A 21,165-nucleotide genomic window follows, 5' to 3' on the forward strand; every position below is an offset into this window, starting at 1 on the left:
TCCTCATGCACTATCGCATCACCGCGTCGCGGCGGCCAGCTTTGGCGGCGGGGCGGCCAGTCGCGGCCGCTCTCCTGCTCGCACTGGCCGCCTGCTCCCCAGCGAATGTCGACTGGGCCGAACATGGCAACGGCCCGGAGGAACAGCGTTTCAGCCGGTTGGACGATATCAATGCGGAGTCGGTCGATCGTCTGGGACTGGACTGGTTCGCCGATCTCGACACAGACCGCGGGCAGGAGGCGACGCCGATCGCGGTCGGAGGAAAGCTGTATGTGTCGACGGCGTGGAGCATGGTCAAAGCATTCGACGGCAGGACCGGCAAGCTCCTATGGGCCTATGATCCCAAAGTGCCCCGTGAATGGGCGGTCAATGCCTGTTGCGACGTGGTCAACCGCGGCGTGGCGGTTAGCAAGGGGCGGGTATTTGTCGGCACGCTCGATGGCCGGCTTGTTGCGCTGGACGCGGCGACGGGCAGGCCGGTCTGGTCGACGCTGACCATCGATCCGGCCAAACCATACACGATCACGGGCGCGCCGCGCGTCGTGAAAGGCAAGGTCATCATCGGCAATGGTGGCGCGGAATATGGCGTGCGTGGCTATGTGTCGGCCTACGACGCGGATACGGGCAAACTCGCTTGGCGCTTCTATACCGTTCCGGGCGATCCTTCGAAGCCCTTCGAAATGCCCATCCTTGCCCGGGCTGCCCGAACCTGGGCGGGAACATGGTGGAAGATGGGCGGCGGCGGTACCGTGTGGGATTCGATGGCCTATGATCCGACCTTGGATCTGCTCTACATCGGTACGGGTAATGGATCGCCCTGGAACCGCCGGATACGTAGTGCGGGGAAGGGCGACAATCTGTTCCTGTCCTCGATCATCGCCTTGCGGCCGGAGACTGGCGCATATGTATGGCATTATCAGGTGACGCCGGGGGACGAGTGGGATTTTACTGCCACCCAACCCATCATGCTTGCGGACCTGACGTTCGACGGAAAACCTCGTAAAGTGCTGATGCAGGCACCCAAGAACGGTTTTTTCTATGTTTTGGATCGGGCGACGGGGAAGCTCCTGTCGGCCAAGGCTTTCGCGCCTGTGACATGGGCCAGCGGGATCGATCTCAAGACGGGTCGGCCGATCGAGAATCCCGCCGCGCGTTACAGTGAAACCGGGAAACCGTTTCTTCAGATGCCCGGTCCTCTGGGGGCCCATAGCTGGTACCCGATGTCGTTCAACCCGGGTACGGGCCTTGTCTACCTGCCCACGCAGACCTTCCCTTTCCTTTATGCCCCGGACGGCGAATATCGCCACAATCGCAGGGGGTGGAACCTGGGCGCGCAAATGGGTACGCCGGCGCTTCCGGACGCCCACGGCGCCCTTGCCGCCATCCGCTCCACGATCAAGGGCGCTCTGGTTGCCTGGGACCCGGTGCGGCAGAGGGAAGTCTGGCGCGTCGATTACGGTGAGGCGTTCAACGGCGGGACGCTGGCCACCGCCGGCGATCTCGTCTTCCAAGGCAATGCTTCCGGTCGCTTCGTCGCATATAAGGCCGATGACGGCAGGCGGATGTGGAGCTTCGACGCCCAGAGCGGCATCATGGCGGCTCCTGTAACCTACGCGGTCGCGGGCAAGCAGTATATCGCGGTTATGGCCGGCTATGGCGGGGTCGGAGGCATGGGGCCGGGCGCATTGACCAACCCCGATCGCAGCAAGCGGAATATCAGCCGGCTGCTGGTATTCAGCCTTGAGGGCAAAGCGCATCTGCCGCCGGCTCCGCCAGTGGCTGCCCTGCCTTCTCCCGCGCCGCCGGTCGATCTGTCCGCCAACGCCGATCTCGAATCCGGGCGGCGGCTTTATGAGCGGAGCTGTGGCACATGCCACGGCAGCGCCGCCATCAGCGCTGGGATAGCGCCGGACCTTCGATATAGTCAGATGCTGGCGAAGGAGGCATTCCACGCCGTCGTCCTGGACGGCGCGTTGAGGGATGCGGGCATGGCAGGATTTGCCGGCACGCTGTCGGCTGCTGAAGTCGAGAATGTGAGGGCGTATCTGGTAGCGCGCGCAAAGCTGGCACTCGCGTTGAGGCGCGCCACCCATGCGGCATCGCCGCAAGGCCATGCGCCGTGATGCTCCGGCACAGCATCAATGGTGAGTACGTCAACGGCGAACGCTCGATCGGGGTTGTTGTCCTGGCTACTGGACAGATACTTGCGCAACGCGTCATCGCGGAAGAGGCGCAGCTGCCGCCGGCGGCGGCAGCAGAGGTCTACTTTTCCCGCTGGCCGTGGCCGCTCTCAAGGATCGTTCAGCGACGATACTCTGCATGGACGCAATAAAGTTCGGTGCCGAAAAATCGGGTCGAATGCCGACGGTCGAGCAAGGCGGGCCGCTGGACTATACCCGTTTTCGAAGCAGGGGGCTGCGGTCAGGCTTCGCGCCTTAGTCGCCGCACGGTGATAATGATCGCCTGCTCGAACTCTCCTCCTTGCCTTTAAATCTGGACCGGATCCTGTCGCTCGTCTGAAGGCGGCGAGCTGTGGCTCAGCACGGATGGGCGGCGAGGTTTTTGGCACTTGAGATCAGCTTTGGTAAAACTTGTTGTATGCCAAATATGAGTATATTCGAGAATAATGGGGAAAAATGACTTGATTATCCCCTTTATGGCATGCCATTTGAAGCGGCGGCTGTTATCGGAACAGCGATCGAGCCACACGGGAGATGAACGGATATGGGGGCGGAGTTTCTGGATCTTCTCATCGTCGGCGCGGGGCCATCGGGGCTCCTGGCCTCGTCGATCGCTTCCGCCCTCGGCCTTAGTCATCAGGTCATCGAGAAGCGGAGCAGCCTTCACACCGAACCGTCGGCCCATGTGCTCAAGACGCATACGATGGAGGTTTACAGGCGCATCGGCGTCGCAGACGAGATCTTCCGATTGTGCACGCCGCCCGAGCTTCAGACCTGCATCGTCTGGTGCGAAAGCATCGGAGGGCTCACCTACGGCCGGCTGGATCTCACCAATCGCCGGGGCAAGGTGCCTCGGTTCATGAACATCAGTCCGGTTCATTCGGCCAACTTGCCGCAGAGCGTCGTGGAGCCCCTCCTTCACGAACGGGCGAAGGTCTTGGCGGGGCATGATCCCGTGTCGTTCGGCGCGGCATTCGAAGATTTCACCCAGGATGCCGAGGGCGTCACCGTCACCGTCAGTCAACAGAGCGGCAGGCGGCAACTGCGCGCGCGCTACCTGATCGGTGCAGATGGGGCCGCAAGCGCCGTGCGCCGGCAGGCGGGTTTGCGCATGGACGGGCCGCAGGCACTCGCGCATTTCCTGGCGATCCATATCAAATCGGACATGATGCCTTTTCTGGCACAGGACCCGGCGCTCATTTTCTTCATCCGGTCAGCCGGGCTTGAAGGCTTCTTCATCGTCCATCAACCGGTCGGGTCACAGGTATTCATGATGCGCTTCGATCCGGATAGCGCGCCCTTCGAAACCTTTGACGAAGCGCGATGCCGCAGCATCATGGAGGAGGTGTTCGGCCGTCCGCACGTCTTTTCGATCGCGGCCATCGATCGCTGGGCCATGTCCGCGCAAGTCGCGTCGGGCTATCGCAACGGCCGGGCATTCCTCGTCGGTGATGCCGGGCATCGCTTTCCGCCCACGGGCGGCCTCGGCCTCAACACCGGGGTCGAGGATGTGGAGAATCTGATCTGGAAGCTCGGCGCGGTCTTGCGCGGGGAGGCGGGCGAGACGTTGCTGGACAGTTACGAAATGGAGTGCCGGCCCACAGCCGTGCGCAATACCAACCAGTCCGTACTGAACCATTCGCGCATGAGCGAGGTCGATCACTCGATCGGCTTCGATGGCGGCCCCACACCTTTTCAGGCGATCCTTGAGCAGTTGAAGGCCGACCCCGATGACGCTCGCTTTGCAAAAATTCAGGCTGCCATCAACGGACAAATGCCCCATTTCTCCTTCCTGAAGCTGGAAGTCGCAGCATCGCCGAAGGAGGGGGCGTTCTTGCGGGCGGGCCGCGCCATCCCTCAGCCCGTGCCTGAGAACGAAGGCTATCAGCCCTCCTTCACGCCGGGCAGCCATCTGCCGCATTTCTGGGTTACAGCGGAATGTGCGTCCCTGGACACCCTCGCCTATGACAGGCTGACGCTGTTCGTCCCCCGCGACCTGCAGGAGGTTTGGCGCGCTGCTGTGGGCGCGCTGCCGGTCGATTGGATGGCGGTGAAGATTGTGCCGCTTGATGCCGAGATGCGAAGCCCTCTAACCAGCGTCGGCGATTTCTGGGGAGGAACGCCCTTCGCCATGCTCGTGAGGCCGGACGGACGGATCGCCTGGGTCGAACCGGATGAGCCCGGCGACCGTGACGTGGAACTCGCGCGCGCCGTCGCCGAAATAACCGGCCGGCAGAGCGAGGGGACGTCTGCATTATGAGCCTCGATCCGGAAACGTTCGAGCTTCTGCTTGCCGCCGTTAGACGTTTCGTCGATGAACGGTTGCGCCCGCTCGAAGCGGAGGTCGAGGCCCAGGACGCGGTCCCCGACGAGGTCATCGAGGAGATGCGAGCGCTCGGCCTGTTCGGCATGTCGATCGACCCGCAATATGGTGGCCTTGGGCTCTCGATGGTTGAGGAAGTCCATGTGGCGATGGCTTTCGGCCATGCCACGCCGGCTTTCCGGTCCGTCTTCGGGACCAATGTGGGGATTGGCAGTCAGGGCCTGGTCATGGCCGGTTCGGATGATCAGAAAGCGCGGTGGCTGCCGCTGATCGCGGCCGGCCAGATCATCACCAGCTTCGCGCTGACCGAGCCGGATGTGGGTTCGGACTCAGGGGCGGTGAAGACCAGGGCAAGGCGCGAAGGGGACGTCTATCGGCTTACGGGCACGAAGCGCTTCATCACCAATGCCGACAAGGCTTCCCTGTTCACGGTCATGGCGCGCACCGGCGATGCGCCGGGGGCAAAGGGCGTGACCGCTTTCCTCGTGCCGCGCGACCTTCCCGGCCTGTCGGTGGGCGAGCCGGAACGAAAGATGGGGCAGCGCGGGGCGAAAGTCGCGGATGTGATGTTCGATGACGTGGCCGTCCCGCTCGACAACAGGCTCGGCGCGGAGGGGGAAGGGTTCAGGATCGCGATGCGGGTGCTCGACCGCGGCCGCCTGCACATGGCTGCGCTTGCGGTAGGCCTTGCCGAGCGGCTGATCGAGGACAGCGTGGCTTACGCCCTGCAGCGCAGGCAGTTCGGAAAGCCTATTGCGGAACATCAGCTTGTCCAGGCGATGATCGCGGACTCCAAGACGGAAGCGCTCGCCGCGCGCGCCCTGGTGCTGGAAACGGCAGCGGCGAAGGATGCGGGGCGCGACGTCGTGCTGGAATGCGCATCGAGCAAGCTGTTCGCGACCGAGATGGTGGGGCGTGTGGCTGACCGCGCGGTCCAGATCTTCGGCGGGGCCGGCTATATAGCGGATTATGGCATCGAACGTCTGTATCGCGATGTGCGGCTGTTGCGGCTCTACGAGGGGACGAGCCAGATTCAGCAATTGATCGTTGCCCGGGAGACGCTGCGTCGTGGCGGCTAAACTCAAATCGGACACCCCGGGGAGGCCGGTATTTTAACGGTCGAGTATAGCCTCGAAGGGACTGTCGCGGTCATCCAAATAAATAGTCCGCCTGTTAACGCGCTCTCGCATGGCGTGCGTTCCGGATTGATGCGGGCGATCACTCGTGCCCTCGCTGAAGACGCGGTCGAAGCCATCGTCATTGCCGGATCTCAGAAGATTTTCTCGGGCGGCGCGGACATTCGCGAGTTCGGCCAGCCCGCCCAATACCCCTCGCTCGTGGATGTGATCGATGCGATCGAGCAGTCGCCCAAGCCCGTGGTGGCTGCGATCCACGGCGTGGCTCTCGGCGGCGGACTGGAACTGACATTGGCCTGCCATGGCAGGCTTGCCGCTGACGGCGCACGGCTTGGCTTGCCTGAGGTCACGTTGGGTCTGATCCCCGGCGCGGGTGGCACGCAGCGCCTGCCGCGCCTTGTTCCGCTAACGCAGGCCCTGCCGATGCTGGTGCTGGGCGAGCCGGTGGACGCCTCATCTGCTGCTGCGTGCGGCTTGATCGATCGAGCCGTCGAGCCGGAAGCCCTGTTTAAAGCGACCCAAGACTTGGCGCTCGATTTGGCGCGACGGCCTTTGCGGATGACGCGTGATCTACCGGTCAGGGCGATCGGCGACGCCAACGCGCTGATCGAGGCCTTCTCACTAAAGCACGAAGCCCGTATAAAGGGGCGTGACGCGCCGGCGGCGGCGCTAGCGGCCTTGCGTGATGCCGTGTCCCAGCCCGTTGAGACCGCACTGGCCCGCGAGCGGGCCGTTTCCCTCGACCTGCGCGCGGGGGCGCAGTCGCGCGCGCTCAGGCACCTCCATTTCGCGGAAAGGCAGGTGTTCCGCTATCCCGGGCTCGAATCGGCTTCACCACGCGCGATCGAACGGGTCGGGATCGTCGGCGCCGGCACCATGGGGAGGGGCATCGCTCTCTCGATGATTTCCGCAGGCTTGCCGGTCACGCTGGTCGAGCCGAAGGCCGACATTCTGGGCCATGCGCGCACCGCTATCGCGAATAGCCTGGCCAGCAGCGTCGCCAAGGGCAGGATGCTGGAGGCCGATGGGGTTGCCGCCTCGCAGCGCCTGACCTGCGCGGCCGACCTTGCAAGTCTGGACGATGCCGATCTCATCGTGGAAGCGGCCTATGAGCGGATGGAGGTCAAGCAGGACATTTTCGCGAGACTCGACCAAGTGGCGAGGCCGGGCGCGATGTTGGCCTCCAACACGTCTTATCTGGATATCGACGCGATCGCCTCTGCTACCCGCCGTCCGCAAGACGTCGTGGGATTGCACTTTTTTTCACCCGCCAACCTCATGAGGCTGCTGGAGATCGTGCGCGGCGACCGAACGGCGCCGGATGTCCTTGCGACCAGCCTGGCTCTGGCCCGGCGGATCGCGAAAATTCCGGTGGTGGCGGGCAACTGCCATGGATTTATCGGCAACCGCATGCTGGCCGTGCGCCGGGCGCAGGCGGAAGCGATGCTCACCGAGGGCGCCGACATCGGCGAGATGGACGAGGTGGTCGAATCTTTCGGGTTTCCGATGGGGCCGTTCCGCATGGCGGACCTCGCCGGACTCGATCTGGGCTGGAGCGCGGCCATCTCGCGCGGAGCCTCGATCCGCGAACGGTTAAACGAGGCGGGTCGGCACGGACAAAAGGCCGGAGCCGGCTTCTACGACTATGACGCGGCGGGAAAGCCGAGCCCGTCCTCAGTGGTGATGGACCTTGTTCGAGGATTTGCGGCGGCGCGTGGGATAGTCCAGCGCCGGATCGGCCGGGACGAGATGCGCACGCGGTTGTTCCTGCCGATGATCGATGAAGGCGTCCGTATCCTCGCCGAAGGCATCGCGCTGCGCCCGGGGGACATCGATGTGGTGTGGGTCAATGGCTATGGCTGGCCCCGTCATACCGGCGGGCCTATGCACTATGCCGAGGCAATGGGGCTCGCCGAGGTGGCGAACGGCCTGAGCGCTATTGGACTGAAACCGTCCCGGGCGTTGAGCGACCTTGTCGCGGCCGGAGCGCCGCTCGCCAGCTTGGCGCATCCAGAGGCCTGATATCCATCTGACCCAATGGAGATACAGCATGACAATTACGCTTTACCACTTTCCTGCCGCTTGCTCGCGCGTGACGATGAACGCGCTCGAGGAAATCGGCCTCGCCTATCAGGACATCGCCGTTAACATGCGGACATCCGAACAGAAGAGCCTCGACTATCTGTCGATCAATCCCAAGGGTAAGGTGCCGGCGCTGGATGTCGACGGGCGAATCATGACCGAGAATGCGGCAATCCTTTGGTTTCTCCATACACGCTACCCGGATGCGGCTCTCTTGCCTGCCGATGACGATCCACGCGTTGCGCACCAGGGACTGATCGACCTGGTCTGGTGTTCCGGGACGATCCATCCGATGGTGCGACAGATCCGCATGCCTGCCAAATGGACCACGGACGATCCGGCTGGGGTGAAGGTTGATGGCATGGAGAAGCTCGCCCAGGAGTGCTCGGCGATCGCGGATCGCATAGGAGAGGACTGGTGGTATGGCTCCCGCTGGTCGATTATCGACACCTATATCTACTGGGCCTACAGCACGGCTGCGAAGGGCGGCTTCGCGCTGGACCGTTATCCCACGCTGCTGGCGCATGCGGAGCGGGTTCGAGCGCGCCCGGCCTTCCTGCGCGCGCTGGCCCGCGAGCAGGCGGCGCTGGACGGCATGGGCGTCGCCGACCTCATGCTCTGAGTGCTTCCCGAAACGCCTGCTCCTGCGCACTGGTGCTCCGATCGACGATGACAGGGGTTCGGCGCGGCCTAGGCCATTCATGACGCGCGAGCGGCAGCAATTGCTTCGACAAATTTAGGCATGCCAAATTCGCAGGATAATATTAAAAAGCGCAAGATTGTCGTTGCATAATCCTAATATGGCATGCCATAAGCTGTGTGCACCGTCCAGAGAGACGCGGCATATTGGAGGGGCAGAGAGATGAAGCCTTCGCGCAAGACATTGATGATCGGCACCGCAATCCTGGCAATGGCGACAACCCGTGCCGGGGCCACTGAGGCAGCAGTCGACAACCAGAATGTGTCGCCGACAGCTCCGGACGCTCAAGCGGATGCAAGTGTCGCGGATATCGTCGTGACCGCCAACAAGAGGTCCGAAAGCATTCAGCGGGTGCCGATATCCGTCGTCGCCATCGCTCCACAGATATTGAAAGAGGCTGGCGTCGTCAGCACCATCCAGCTTCAGCAGACGGTGCCGGGCATATCCTTCTCTCCATCCGGGGAGTCCAAGCTTAATAGCTTTTATGTCCGCGGCGTGGGCACCTATGCGCTCGCCTCCACGCTTGAATCTTCGGTTGGCGTCGCTGTCGATGGCGTGCCATTGGCGCGGGTGGGCGGCAGCATATCCGATCTGGTCGATATCGAGCGGGTCGAGGTCTTGAAGGGCCCTCAGGGCATGCTGTTTGGCAAGAACGCGACGGCCGGCCTGATCAGCATCGTGACCCGCAAGCCCGAACTGGGCGTCAATGGCGGCGCGATCAACCTGTCCTACGGCTCCCATAACGAGTTCAATATCGACGCGACCGTCAACATGGCCCTTGGCGAGAAGGCAGCCCTGCGGATGAGTGCGTGGCGATTTGGGCATGACGGCTTCGTGAAGGGGCTGGATGGGCGCGAATATCTCGACAAGAACAGCTATGGTTTCCGCGCCGCCCTGACGCTCGCGCCGTCCGATCGGGTGCGCATCACGCTGATGGGTCAGTTCGACGGGAAAGACGAGCATGGCACGGCCTTCACCTATCGAAAGTTCAACAACACGCCGCCGTTCGGATCAATCGTGGAAGCATGGGAGACATCGCGCGGCATCGTTCCGTCGCCGACCAATCTGGTCGCCGATCCGGGACCTCGGCCCCGTGCCGCTGCGAAAAACTATTATCTGACCGGATTGATCGATGTCGATCTGGGCGGCGGATACTCGCTCGCGTCCGTGACATCCTATCGCAAGGTCAACAGCAGTGGCCAGATGGACCCTTTCCTGTCGACCTCGCCGCTCGTCCGTTTGCTGCGGCTGGACGATCAGGAAATCTATCACCAGATCACGCAGGAGTTGCGGGTCGCATCGCCAACGGACCAGCCGCTGAGCTTTGTCGCGGGTCTGTTCTATTATTATTTCAGCGACAAGGACGTGCAGCACCAGACCTTCTTCGGCGTGCCGGTGCCCGGCGTTTCCTCCTATGGCCGACGTATCCAGGTCGACAACACCCTACGCAACATCGCCGCGTTCGGCGAATTGACCTATCGGATCACACCGGGCCTTCGCATCATCGCTGGCGTGCGGCAGTCGCATGACTCCATCAGCGGTTCGCTGGACCGTTCAAGGATCGGCGTCGATGCCGGCCCGGTTCCGGCGAGCAATAGCGTCTTCGCCTACACGCCCAAGGATCGGGGCTACAGCGCGACCTCCTATCGCGTCGGCGTCCAAGCCGATCTGGCGCGCGATGTCATGGCCTACGCCACCGCGTCGCGCGGCTACAAGGCTCCCGGCTACAACCTGACCCAGACCTTGGCGGCCGGTACTGTCGTCAACGATACGCGGGTGGATGCGGAGATCGCCAAATCCTATGAAATCGGGATCAAATCGCAATTTTTCGACCGGCGCCTGACCGTCAATGTGGCAGCATTCCATTCGATCTTCAGCAATTTCCAGACGACCGTCGGCCTGCCCACGACCCCGCAGATATTCGTCATCCAGAATGCGGGTGAACTGAAATCAAGCGGTGTCGAATTCGACATCTCAGCGCGTCCGACGGCCGGTCTGTCCTTGGGGATCAACGGCGCCTATATCAACGCGCGTTACACCGACTTCAACAATGCGGCCTGCTATCCCACGCAGCCGACGCTGCCGGCAGGAAGCGCCCTGCAGCCCGGCTTCTGCGTGGGCGGGGTGCAGACGCTGAATGGCTGGACGCTGGCGCAATCACCCAAATGGAGCTTCAATGCGTCGGCGCGGTACCAGACAGCGCTTGGCGACAACTTTAAAGGTTTCATCGGCGGCAACTATTCCTTTCGCAGTCGCACCTATTACGAAGCTGCCCGCAATCCGGGCGAAGTGCAGGATCCTTACGGCTTTTTCAACCTGACCGTGGGGGTGGGGCCGTCGGACGAGCGCTGGACCCTGTCTTTCTATGCGAGAAACCTGTTCAAGGAGAATTTCGTCGCCCGCGTCCGGCAGAATTTCAACAGCTTCTACCAAATGCCCGCCTGGGAGGCGCAGCGGCGCTTTGGCGCGCAATTGTCGGCGCGTTTTTGAAAATGACCGTTTCCGCGCTACTCGACTCGCGGCCGCATCTGTTGCGCGCGCCCGAAAGGAGTGGATCAATGTCGACACGCGGAGAAGCCGTTACCCTGAAGCTGCGGGAGATGATCGTCGCGCGGGAATTGCCTCCCGGGTCACGCGTGACCGAACGGGATTTGGCGGCGGCGCTCGGTGTATCGCGCACGCCGGTGCGCGTGGCGCTGGGCATATTGGAGGCGGAGGGGCTGGTGTCCGGCTCCCCCAACAAGGGCTTCATCGTCAATGATTTCAGCATCGACGATATCTTGTCCGCCTTCGACGTGCGCGGCGCGCTGGAAGGGCTGGCGGCCAGCACGGCGATCGAGCGCGGCCTATCTCCCGACGCGCTTGAGAAGCTGGAAGCGTGCGTGCGTGAAGGAGACGCGCTGGTGCGGTCGGGGCTGTGCGGGGCGGACGACATGCGGCGGTGGTCGCTGGCGAACGAAACCTTCCACCGGACGCTGATCGAGGCGGCGGGTCTGCCTACCCTGGAAAAGGTGCACGCCTTCATGTCGCGCATGCCGCTGGTTGCGCCGGTCGCGATCATGTTCACCAGCGACAAGCGGGACGACGCCCATGCGCGCATGTGCGACGCGCACAGCGACCACATGCACATCATGGACGCGATCCGGCAGGGGCAATCGGCGCGCGCCGATTTTTTGATGCGCGAACATATGCACCGTTCCCGCGAGCATTTGGGCAGGCTCCTGAACATGGGGGCCAAGGCTGGGGCGCAAACGGACCGCGAGCCAGCCAAGCGGAGGCGAAAAGTTAAAATGGCTGTGGATGGCGATTGATGTGGTTGGCCGGTCCGTCGGGGGCGAAGGCAGGGCGACGATGCAATCGTTCGCTCCAAAAAAATTCGGGCTGCGCGATGGCCAAGGAGTGAAAGCATGAACAAGGCAGGCGCGTCGGCGATGAAGGCGGTGGAAATCCGCAGGATCGGCGATCATTTCGAGCTTGCGCCAACGACCCGGCCGGTGCCGGTGGCGGGCGCTGGGGAAGTGCTGATCCGCGTCCATGCGGCGGGCGTCAACGGACATGACGTGCATCAAGTACACAATGGCGGGCACCCGGTCCTGCCCGGTGAAACGGATCTGCCCGGACTAGAAGTGTCCGGCACGGTCGTGGACGCGGGACCGGACGTTACCCGCTGGAAGGCCGGTGACCGGGTCTGCGCCCTGCTGCGTGGCGGAGGCTACGCGGAATTCGCCGTGGCGCCGGAAGGCAACTGCCTGCCGATCCCCGGCGCGCTCGGCTGGGCCGAGGCGGCGGTGCTGTCGGAGACATTCTTCACCGTCTGGAGCAACGTCTTTGTCGATGCCGGCCTGTCGGCGGGCGAAAGCTTCCTGATGAACGGCGGGACGAGTGGGATCGGCGTGGCGGCGATCCAGATCGCCTCCGTCCTCGGGCACAGGGTCTTCGCGACGGCAAGGGGGGCGGCGAAGGTGGCACTATGCGCGCGCTTGGGGGCGTCGCGGGCGATCGATTACGAAACGGAGGATTTCGCGGAGGTCATCCAGACGGAGACCGGGGGGCGGGGGGTAGACGTCATCCTGGACATCGTCGCGGGCGACTATCTGGAAAAGGACATAGCGGCGTTGGCCGAGGGCGGCAGGTTGGTGTTCATCGGCGGAGCGAGAGGCTTTCGCACCGAGATCGACCTGCGGCAGCTGATGCGCAAGCGATTGACCGTGGGCGGCAGCCTGCTGCGGCCGCGCAGCAACGCGTTCAAAGCGCAGGTCGCGGCGGAACTGGAGCGGAAAATCTGGCCGCATGTCGCATCGGGGCGCATAGAACCGATGCTGGATCGCACCTTCCAGCTGGACAAGGCGGCGGACGCGATCGCCTGCCTGGAGAAGCGTCGCCACATCGGCAAGGTCGCCCTGCTGGTCGGGGAGCCCTGACATGGCGAGCCTGGCGAAGGCCGATGGGCAGGAGAGGGGCGGCGAACGGGTGACGACACCACGACGTGCGGCCCTGCTGGTGCTAGCGCTGATGCTTGCCCTGACATTGTCTTTCATCGACCGTCAGATATTGGCGCTGCTGGTCGAGCCGATAAAGGCCGAGCTGCGGATAGACGACACGCGGTTCGGGGTGTTGCAGGGCACGGCCTTCGCCCTGTTCTACATTGGTTTTGGCATACCGCTCGGCCGGCTGGCGGATCGGGGGAGCAGGCGGAACCTGATCATCGCCGGCATCATCCTGTGGAGCCTGACCACCATGGCCTGCGGAACGGCGTCATCGTTCGCGGCCCTGTTCGCCTGGAGGGCCGGGGTGGGCATTGGCGAGGCGGCGCTGTCGCCGGCGGCCTATTCAATGATCACCGACGTCGTGCCCAAGCGAAACCTATCCCTGGCGCTCGGCGTGTACAATATGGGCGTTTATCTGGGATCGGGCCTCGCCCTGCTGGTGGGCGGCGCACTGCTGCACTGGCTGAAGACTGCAGATCTGAGCGCGCTCGCCTTTCTTCCTTCCGCCGCGCCCTGGCGCGTGGTTTTCCTCTGCGTGGGCATCCCCGGTCTGGTGGTAGCGATCGGTTTTAGCTTTATCAGAGAGCCCCGGCGCACGGACTTCGATGTGTCGGCGGAGACGGCCATGCCGTCGATCGGCGAGACGGCGCGCTTCATCGTCTCCGAACGGCGGCTATTCGCCAGCCTCGTGCTGGGATTTGCGTGCCACAATAGCTCCCTTTACGCGCTCCTGAACTGGATTCCTGCCTTTCTTGGCCGCCACCATCATCTGATGCCTGCCCATGTCGGCCTGCTGCTGGGCGTGTCGACACTGATCGGCGGCGGCGTCGGCCTGATCGGCGGAGGCATGCTGAGCGACCGGCTGTTCGCCGCCAAAAGGGGCGACGCCCCCCTGATCGTCGGCATGATCGGGTCTGTGGGCATCGCGCTCGGCACGCTGCTGACCGTCGGCGCGCCGAGTCCGCAACTGGCCGCAACTGCCTTCGCCTTCCTCATCATGGCGGTTGCGTTGCCGATCGGTTCAGCGTCCGCTGCGCTTCAGCTGGTCGTGCCGAACCGCTTTCGCGGGCAGGTCTCCGCATTCTATCTGGTATCCATATCGCTGGCGGGCCTGACGATCGGCCCCATCGTACCGCCTCTGATCAGCGATCATCTGTTCCATGACCCCAGCCGGATCGGGCAGGCGGTAGCTGTGACGGTGGTCGGCGCCGCAATGCTTTCCATCATTCTCTTTCTGATCGGCCGCCCCGCCTATGCGCGGCGCTATGCGGCCATCCATTTGACGCCCCGCGCGCAACAGGAGACGAGCCTATGAAAATGATCAGCTTTGCCCGCAACGGGCGTGAGGGATATGGCTTGCTGAAAGAGGGCGGCGTCATCGACGCGGGCGGCCGTCTGCCCGACTATCCAGACCTCACTTCCCTGCTCGCCGATCCCGCACCGCTCCGCGCGCTGGAGGGATTGCCCGCCGACTTCGCGGAGGAGGATGTGACGACCCTGCCGCCGATCCCCCGATCCGGCCGCATCATCTGCATCGGCCTCAACTATAAGAGCCACATCGCGGAGACGGGCAACGATACGCCCGCTTATCCCATCCTCTTCCCCAGATATCCGAGCTCGCTGGTGGCGAACGGCGCGCCCATGGAAAAGTCGTCGCTGTCGGAACGCTTCGATTTCGAGGGGGAGTTGGCGTTCGTCATCGGTCGTCCGGGCCGGCACATCCCTAAAGAGCGTGCGCTGGAGCATGTTGCTGGCTATGCCTGTTTCAACGATGGGTCGATCCGGGATTTCCAGCGGCACACGTCTCAGTTCCTGCCCGGCAAGAATTTCGAGCGATCGGGCGCGTTCGGCCCCTGGCTCGTGACCCCGGACGAGGTCGGCGACGTAAACGCGCTCAAGCTGACGACCCGATTGAACGGGGAGGTCGTCCAGCAGGCGGACATCGACGATTTGCTGTTCGGCGTCGAAGATCTGATCGCCTATATTTCGCAGATATGGACGGTCCAGCCCGGCGATGTCGTCGCCACTGGCACCACCGGTGGCGTCGGAGCGCTTCGCAAGCCGCCGCTGTGGATGAAACCGGGCGATCGCGTCGAGGTGGAGATCGACCGCCTGGGCCTTCTGTCCAATCCGATCATCGAAGAGGTGCAAGCATGACAGCCCCGATGAAACTGGCCCATATCGTTTTTCGCACCAACGATCTGCCGGCCATGCAGCAATGGTATTGCACCGTCCTCGACGCTCACGTCGTCTTCGGCAATGATCGCATCGCCTTCCTGACCTATGATAAGGAACATCATCGTATCGCCCTGGTCGCCGCTGGACCTTTCGCCGCCAGACCCAAGGAGCCAGCGGTGGGCTTCTATCACGCGGCCTTTGCCTATCGCGACCTGCGCGAGCTGCTGGACAATCATGATCGGCTGCTTGCGCTAGGGATCAAGCCTTGGCGAGTCATCAACCATGGGCTCACCATCTCCTGCTATTATGCCGATCCGGACGGCAATGACATCGAATTTCAGGTCGATCGTTTCGAGGACGCCGAAGACGCCAAGATCTGGATGACGGGCGATGCGTTCGCCAACAACCCCGTCGGCTTAGAAGTCGATCCGGATGCGTTGCGTCGGCGATTGGATTCGGGTGAACCGATCGAATCCATCATGCGCCGCGCCGACGAAATCCAATGATCGACAAGATTTGCGCCGCCGCCGACGCCCTGCGCGACGTTGCGGACGGCGCGACCATCCTGATCGGCGGATTCGGCGAGGCGGGAAGCCCGACCGAACTCATCCACGCATTGATCGACCAAGGCGCCAGCGGGCTGACGTTAGTCACCAACAATGCCGGCAATGGCGAGATAGGGCTGGCGCGGCTGATTCAGCGGGGGCGCGTCCGCAAGCTGATCTGCTCCTATCCCCGCAGCGCGCATGGCTATGTCTTTGACGGGCTTTACCGGCAGGGCAGGATCGAGCTGGAACTGGTTCCGCAAGGAACGCTGGCCGAACGTATTCGCGCGGGCGGTGCGGGCATTCCCGCCTTCTTCACGCCGACGGCGGCGGGAACCGACCTGGCGCAGGGCAAGGAAAGCCGCATGTTCAACGGGCGACCCCATATTCTGGAACAGGCGATCCGGGCCGATGTGGCGCTGATCAAGGCGGAGGCGGGCGACCGCTGGGGCAACCTGATTTATCGGAAGGCAGCGAGAAATTTCGGGCCGGCGATGGCGACGGCGGCCGATCTGACCGTGGCGCAGGTGTGCCGGGTCGAACCTCTGGGCGCGATCGACCCCGAAGCGATCGTGACGCCCTCCATCTTCGTGCAGAAGGTGGTGCACATTCCCGATCCGATCAGCGAACGGGCGCATATCAAAGAGCTTGCGGCGGGGCAGAGAACATGAGCGGCTGGACTCTCGACGAGATGGCGGCGCGCGCCGCCGCCGATATCCCGGAAGGCTCTTTCGTCAATCTGGGCATCGGCCAGCCCGAACGGGTCGCCAATCATATCCCGCCCGGTTTCGAGATCATCCTGCACAGCGAGAACGGGATATTGGGCATGGGGCCAAGCCCCGATCCCGAGCAGGAGGACATGGACCTCATCAACGCGGGCAAGAAGCCGGTGACGCTGATACCGGGCGGCGCGTTTTTCCATCATGCCGACAGTTTCGCGATGATCCGGGGCGGCCATGTCGATGTCTGCATTCTGGGCGCGTTTGAAGTGGCGTGCACGGGCGACATCGCCAACTGGTCGAGCGGCAAGGACGGAGTGCCGGCGGTCGGCGGCGCCATGGATCTGGCCGCTGGTGCTAAGAGCCTGCGGGTCATCACGTCCCATGTGACCCGGTCGGGGAGTCCCAAGCTGCTGTCCCAACTGACCCTGCCTGCTACGGGCCGTGGCGTCATCGACCGCATCTACACCGATCTGGGCGTCCTGGACCCCAAGGGCGATCATTTTCGCCTCGTCGAGATGGCGCCGGGCGTCACCGTCGACGATATCCGCCGCCAGACCGGCGCGCCGATCGAAGGATCCGCATAGCAGGTCCGGGCGCGGCGGATTTGCTCCGGCGCGCCCGCCCGATCAGGTCACCGGCACACCGAGCAGCGGCAATTCCCGGCGCAGATATTGTTCGAACGTTATTGGCTTGCGGCCCAGGAACCATTCCAGGATGTTGGAATTGCCGACGAACTCATGATCAGAATACCAGGCCGCGATGGATGTCAGGACGCGGTGAATGCCCTGATTTTGTGGCGTGATCTCGGATGAACCCCATCGGTGCGCGATGGCTTCGTCCACATTGCTCTGGACGACCGGAATCTCCTTGCCCATCACGCGCGAAAATATCCGCGCCATTTCGCGCGAGGTCAGCTTGTCCGTACCCGACAACTCATAGCTGGCATAGAAATGCCTGGACCCCTCGACCAGAACCTTGGCGGCGACGTCGGTCAGGTCCTCGACGTCGATCAGCGATCCCCTTCGTCCTTCGCGCACTTTCCAGAACACCCTGAGTTCGCCGGTCGCGAGGACCGGGCCGAACTGCATGGCCGGGATCATGAAGTCGCACGGCTTGAGCACGGTATAGGGAAGGCCGGATTCATAGAGCTTTTCCTCTATGTCCCGCTTAAAGCGATGCTGGACGATGTCGATAATCGAATGGAGCACCGAACTGAACACCACATGCGGCGTGCGGCAACGGCGGGCCGCTTCTATCATGGAGTGTCCCATCTCCAGTTCGGTCCAGCGCCCTGCCGGCCCGATATGATAGACGGCATCGCAACCCTCGAGCGCGCGGGTGTAGAAGTCGACGTCGGTAAGATCGCCGATAAGCACTTCCGAGGCACCCAGCGCTCGCGTTTCCGCTTCCTTGTCGCCCGACACGCGGACGGCCCGCACCTGATGTCCCATTGCCGACAGTTTGGGGATCAACCTTCGTGACTGATTGCCGCCCGCAGCGGTCACCAATATCTTCATTTTCACTCTCCCGGGTTGATGTTTCAGCCGACCGAGCCGATCACGCCGCCTCCTTAATGTCGACGATCGTCCCTGCGAGAACACACGTCATCGCCTTGGCCAACGCGGCGCCCGCATCCGGCAAGGTTCCAGGTTCCACCCATGCGATCCGTCCATCGGGACGCACCAGCAGAGCGAAAGGCGTCTCACCCCAATAGTCCGCCGCGCTGGCCTTTTCCGACCGGGCATCTCGGCGGAGCGGCACTAAGGAGACGGGCATTCCGCCACGTGGGAGCGCGGCTATGGCGCGCTGCCACATCGCGCTGTGCTGCTCGGGCGCAAACAGGGTGAAGCGATCGAAGGCAAGGCAATCGATCGTCGATCGCTCCGGCTCGACCCAGAGATGTGGTACAGGATGCCCCGGCGCGAAGCAGGGTTGATAGCCTTCTTCATCGGGCACTGGCAGAGCAATCGCCCGCTTCGGCTCGATGAAAGCGCCCTTCGCGGCTACGGCGGCCATCTCCAGTTCGAGGAAGGCGAAGTGCCGGACCTGTGCGTCGATGGCGGCCTGGACCGCCAACCGCCGGGGATGGTCCGGTGATGAGGCCAGCTCTCGTATCGCGGTCGCGAATATATCATTGCCGTCCTGACAACCCAGGGCGTCGTCAACCTCGCGGGTGCGCGCATGATTGCTGACCGACTGGGCGGTGTTGCGTAATGCTATCGGCCTGCATTCCACCTCATAGCTGTCCAACAATCCATCGCTGGCCTGCCCGCGCAACACCGCGCCCAACTTCCAGATCAGATTCTCGACATCCTCGACCCCTGTGTTGAGACCCAGCCCTCCTGTCGGCGGAAAGCGGTGCCCGGCGTCGCCGATCAGGAAGACCCGGCCTTTGCGGTACCGCGCGGCGATCTGCGCCGACATGGCCCATGTATCGATCGCCGCCAGCGAATAGGCGTGCGGCGCGCCCATCACTTCGTCCATGATGGCCTTGCACTTTGTCTCGTCGAAGCTTTCAAAGGGTGTCACTTTGGGATCGTATCGCATCATGAAGACCTGCGAGCCAACGGGCTGGTGCATGATGAAGAAGCCCTCGCGGCCGATCGATCGGACGAAGAACACGACCCCCGGATTGCGCTCGAGAAACGGACGCATATCGGACTTGATGTGAATCGCTAGAAACTGAGCGATAAGGGACGGCCCTTCCATCGGGATGCCGGCTGCCCGGCGAACGCCGCTGGCGGCGCCGTCCGCGCCTATCAGATAGCGCGCGCGGACCGTTTCCTCCCGGCCGTTGGCTAGAATAGTCGCGCTGACCAGCGTGTCTTCTTCGGTATAGGTTTGAAACTTGCTGTTGAAATGAACCGGGTCGACGCCTCCGGCCAGTTCGATTGCGCGGGCATGAAGCAGGGGTTCCAGCAAGCTCTGCGGCAGATTCTCGGAGTGGACCGGGCTGATGTCGGTAAAACGGGCGACCCGGCCCTTCTTGCCGGTAAGGTCCAGCCTGCCATAAGTGAGGCCGCCGATGCTCTCGCACCAGGGGATGCAGCGCTGGAGCTCGACCGGGGTGCTGAGACAGGAAATCTTGTCCGCGATCCCGATGCGACGATATATTTCCATCGTATGGGTTTTGAGAACATGGGCCGAAGGCTCGGTATGGAGCCCGGAGCGGGCCTCTGCCACCCTGTGTGAGAGGCCGAGTTTGGAGGCGATGCAGGAGGCGAGAAGGCCCGCCGGGCCGGCTCCTACGATAAGCAGGTCAAGTGGTTCAATCGACATTGGACTTTCATTTCCTAAATCGCCGTCGCCCCGGGACGGGGAATTCCGCGATGGTGGTGGAGTGGAGCAATCGCGCCAGATGACAGTGCGAACGATGCGCGTGTTCTCGCAGCAGGCTAGCGGCCGTGGCCATCGCGGTTCCCGAGACCAGGGAAGTCGGGACGTTTGCGCCAGAGCCTATGTCGCTCATCGGCTGGGCGGGGCTGCCCCTTTACAGCAGCCGAGCACGCCAAACATTCCGACGAGATTGCCAGTCGCTGCTGCATTTCCTCTCATCCCTTCTCCTAAATCCAAGTCCGCCACTCACGCTATCTCTAAGCCATATGGCATGCCAAAATGCCAGTTTGCAATAAGAATCCTTGCAATGCTCCTGCTATTACTTAGTATATGGCATGCCGTAAAAGATTGCAGGCACAGAGGAGGGCGTCCATGTTCATCACTAACGGCTGGTATTGCGCGGCCTTCGCAAGCGAGATGGGGGCACCGTTCGCGCGGAGGATCTTGGGCCAACCGGTCTTGCTGGTGAGAGACGCGAGCGGAGCGCCGCACGCGATGGGAGACCGCTGCCCCCATCGATTTGCGCCGCTGCACAAGGGCTCCGTGATCGACGACCGGATCGAATGTCCGTATCACGGCTTGCAATTCGGCATGGACGGGCGCTGCGTTCATAATCCGCATGGCGATGGGCGAATTCCAGGCGCGGCGAAGGTTCCGGTTTATCCCGTGGTGGAGCGCGATGGGCTGATCTGGATATGGATGGGACATCCGGAAGCGGCCGATCCCTCCTCGCTCCCGGACCTGCACTTGATCGACCGCAGCTCCCGGCCGATCGTGGGCGGCCACATCATGATGGACGTCGATTATCGGCTGGTGCTCGATAACCTGACGGATTTGAGCCACGCGGCCTATATCCATGCGGGAACGCTCTCGCCATCGCGCGCGAAGCGGGAGAGCACCAACGAAGCGACCAGTCATTCGGTGGCTGTTCACACCGTGATGCGCGGCGTACCGACGCCGTCGAGTCAGGCGCTCTATTTCGATCAGCCTGTCGGCGACTATCATTCCGACATCGAATGGATCGCGCCGGGAATTGTGCGCCAGCAGCTCGCGATGACGGCCTGTGGGGAGGATGCCGATGCTGGCGCCGTGACACGCAACGTCCACCTGATCACGCCAGCCACGGCCACGAGCACGCATTATTTCTGGATGCATACGCGCAATCGGTTGATGGATGATCGCTCGATCGACGAGCAGACCGTCGCCATCATCACCAACGCGTTCACCACCGAAGACGAGCCCATGATGGCGGCGTGCCAGGACTATATGGGCGGCAAGGCCTTCTTCTCTCTCAAGCCGCTGTATCTCGCGACGGACTTCGCCGGAACGCGCTGCCGGCGTATCGTCGAAGGGCTGATCGCGGCGGAGAACGGCGAAGGCGGGCATGCTGATGCGGACGCCATGACCGACGAAATAGCATGATCGTCGCCTGACAATATTCGCAGGCGCGGCTCGGCAGGGAGGGGCTTCCCGCCA

16 protein-coding genes are annotated in these 21,165 nt (G+C 63.0%); 14 read left to right on the plus strand and 2 right to left on the minus strand.

Annotation, left to right across the window (positions count from 1 at the left end):
• Positions 1-5 precede the first annotated feature (5 nt).
• From M529_RS42440 to M529_RS42505, 13 genes are all read left to right on the plus strand, one after another.
• Positions 6-2,123 (plus strand): PQQ-dependent dehydrogenase, methanol/ethanol family, encoded by a 2,118-nt coding sequence (locus M529_RS42440; RefSeq protein WP_021319304.1) that lies wholly within the window; start codon positions 6-8, stop codon positions 2,121-2,123.
• Positions 2,124-2,724: 601 nt separating this feature from the next.
• On the plus strand, positions 2,725-4,440 hold the full coding sequence (locus tag M529_RS42450; RefSeq protein ID WP_021319306.1) for an FAD-dependent monooxygenase: 1,716 nt from the start codon (positions 2,725-2,727) through the stop codon (positions 4,438-4,440).
• Positions 4,437-5,582: an acyl-CoA dehydrogenase family protein gene (locus M529_RS42455; protein WP_021319307.1), complete on the plus strand. Its 1,146-nt coding sequence runs from the start codon at positions 4,437-4,439 to the stop codon at positions 5,580-5,582. Before M529_RS42450 ends, M529_RS42455 begins: the two co-directional genes overlap by 4 nt.
• A gap of 30 nt (positions 5,583-5,612) precedes the next feature.
• Entirely contained in the window at positions 5,613-7,661 is a 2,049-nt protein-coding gene (locus tag M529_RS42460) for a 3-hydroxyacyl-CoA dehydrogenase NAD-binding domain-containing protein (protein WP_051184085.1), read from the plus strand.
• 28 nt (positions 7,662-7,689) lie between these two features.
• Positions 7,690-8,343, plus strand: coding sequence for a glutathione S-transferase family protein (locus tag M529_RS42465; protein ID WP_021319309.1), 654 nt, complete (start codon positions 7,690-7,692; stop codon positions 8,341-8,343).
• A gap of 240 nt (positions 8,344-8,583) precedes the next feature.
• On the plus strand, positions 8,584-10,911 hold the full coding sequence (locus tag M529_RS42470) for a TonB-dependent receptor (protein ID WP_021319310.1): 2,328 nt from the start codon (positions 8,584-8,586) through the stop codon (positions 10,909-10,911).
• A gap of 68 nt (positions 10,912-10,979) precedes the next feature.
• Positions 10,980-11,732, plus strand: a complete 753-nt coding sequence (locus tag M529_RS42475; protein WP_021319311.1) for a GntR family transcriptional regulator — start codon at positions 10,980-10,982, stop codon at positions 11,730-11,732.
• Positions 11,733-11,828: 96 nt separating this feature from the next.
• The gene (locus M529_RS42480; RefSeq protein WP_021319312.1) at positions 11,829-12,842 is read left to right on the plus strand and encodes an NAD(P)H-quinone oxidoreductase; all 1,014 of its coding nucleotides are present in this window, start codon (positions 11,829-11,831) and stop codon (positions 12,840-12,842) included.
• Positions 12,843-12,933: 91 nt separating this feature from the next.
• The gene (locus tag M529_RS42485) at positions 12,934-14,223 is read left to right on the plus strand and encodes an MFS transporter (RefSeq protein WP_040601129.1); all 1,290 of its coding nucleotides are present in this window, start codon (positions 12,934-12,936) and stop codon (positions 14,221-14,223) included.
• The gene (locus M529_RS42490) at positions 14,220-15,065 is read left to right on the plus strand and encodes a fumarylacetoacetate hydrolase family protein (protein ID WP_021319314.1); all 846 of its coding nucleotides are present in this window, start codon (positions 14,220-14,222) and stop codon (positions 15,063-15,065) included. The genes M529_RS42485 and M529_RS42490 overlap by 4 nt, the downstream gene beginning before the upstream one ends.
• Positions 15,062-15,592, plus strand: a complete 531-nt coding sequence (locus tag M529_RS42495) for a VOC family protein (RefSeq protein ID WP_031295341.1) — start codon at positions 15,062-15,064, stop codon at positions 15,590-15,592. The genes M529_RS42490 and M529_RS42495 overlap by 4 nt, the downstream gene beginning before the upstream one ends.
• Positions 15,589-16,302: a 3-oxoacid CoA-transferase subunit A gene (locus M529_RS42500; protein ID WP_021319316.1), complete on the plus strand. Its 714-nt coding sequence runs from the start codon at positions 15,589-15,591 to the stop codon at positions 16,300-16,302. Before M529_RS42495 ends, M529_RS42500 begins: the two co-directional genes overlap by 4 nt.
• Positions 16,299-16,937 (plus strand): 3-oxoacid CoA-transferase subunit B, encoded by a 639-nt coding sequence (locus M529_RS42505; RefSeq protein ID WP_021319317.1) that lies wholly within the window; start codon positions 16,299-16,301, stop codon positions 16,935-16,937. The genes M529_RS42500 and M529_RS42505 overlap by 4 nt, the downstream gene beginning before the upstream one ends.
• A 42-nt stretch (positions 16,938-16,979) precedes the next feature.
• On the opposite strand, the gene M529_RS42510 is transcribed toward M529_RS42505, so the two are convergent.
• Together M529_RS42510 and M529_RS42515 are read right to left on the minus strand one after the other, a co-directional pair.
• Complete coding sequence (locus tag M529_RS42510; protein WP_031295342.1) at positions 16,980-17,870, minus strand: SDR family oxidoreductase; 891 nt, start codon at positions 17,868-17,870, stop codon at positions 16,980-16,982.
• 40 nt (positions 17,871-17,910) lie between these two features.
• Complete coding sequence (locus M529_RS42515; protein ID WP_021319319.1) at positions 17,911-19,632, minus strand: FAD-dependent monooxygenase; 1,722 nt, start codon at positions 19,630-19,632, stop codon at positions 17,911-17,913.
• Positions 19,633-20,061: 429 nt separating this feature from the next.
• On the opposite strand from M529_RS42515, the gene M529_RS42520 reads away from it, so the two are divergent.
• Entirely contained in the window at positions 20,062-21,111 is a 1,050-nt protein-coding gene (locus tag M529_RS42520; RefSeq protein ID WP_021319320.1) for an aromatic ring-hydroxylating dioxygenase subunit alpha, read from the plus strand.
• Positions 21,112-21,165 lie beyond the last annotated feature (54 nt).

The sequence above is a fragment of the Sphingobium ummariense RL-3 genome, from assembly GCF_000447205.1.
GTDB lineage: Bacteria > Pseudomonadota > Alphaproteobacteria > Sphingomonadales > Sphingomonadaceae > Sphingobium > Sphingobium ummariense.

Coding starts and splice junctions, on each gene's coding strand:
- M529_RS42505 (WP_021319317.1), top strand. CDS start 16,299: ATGAGCGGCTGGACTCTCGACGAGATGGCGGCGCGCGCCGCCGCCGAT.
- M529_RS42455 (WP_021319307.1), top strand. CDS start 4,437: ATGAGCCTCGATCCGGAAACGTTCGAGCTTCTGCTTGCCGCCGTTAGA.
- M529_RS42450 (WP_021319306.1), top strand. CDS start 2,725: ATGGGGGCGGAGTTTCTGGATCTTCTCATCGTCGGCGCGGGGCCATCG.
- M529_RS42520 (WP_021319320.1), top strand. CDS start 20,062: ATGTTCATCACTAACGGCTGGTATTGCGCGGCCTTCGCAAGCGAGATG.
- M529_RS42480 (WP_021319312.1), top strand. CDS start 11,829: ATGAACAAGGCAGGCGCGTCGGCGATGAAGGCGGTGGAAATCCGCAGG.
- M529_RS42500 (WP_021319316.1), top strand. CDS start 15,589: ATGATCGACAAGATTTGCGCCGCCGCCGACGCCCTGCGCGACGTTGCG.
- M529_RS42470 (WP_021319310.1), top strand. CDS start 8,584: ATGAAGCCTTCGCGCAAGACATTGATGATCGGCACCGCAATCCTGGCA.
- M529_RS42515 (WP_021319319.1), bottom strand. CDS start 19,632: ATGTCGATTGAACCACTTGACCTGCTTATCGTAGGAGCCGGCCCGGCG.
- M529_RS42465 (WP_021319309.1), top strand. CDS start 7,690: ATGACAATTACGCTTTACCACTTTCCTGCCGCTTGCTCGCGCGTGACG.
- M529_RS42495 (WP_031295341.1), top strand. CDS start 15,062: ATGACAGCCCCGATGAAACTGGCCCATATCGTTTTTCGCACCAACGAT.
- M529_RS42475 (WP_021319311.1), top strand. CDS start 10,980: ATGTCGACACGCGGAGAAGCCGTTACCCTGAAGCTGCGGGAGATGATC.
- M529_RS42490 (WP_021319314.1), top strand. CDS start 14,220: ATGAAAATGATCAGCTTTGCCCGCAACGGGCGTGAGGGATATGGCTTG.
- M529_RS42510 (WP_031295342.1), bottom strand. CDS start 17,870: ATGAAGATATTGGTGACCGCTGCGGGCGGCAATCAGTCACGAAGGTTG.
- M529_RS42440 (WP_021319304.1), top strand. CDS start 6: ATGCACTATCGCATCACCGCGTCGCGGCGGCCAGCTTTGGCGGCGGGG.
- M529_RS42485 (WP_040601129.1), top strand. CDS start 12,934: ATGCTTGCCCTGACATTGTCTTTCATCGACCGTCAGATATTGGCGCTG.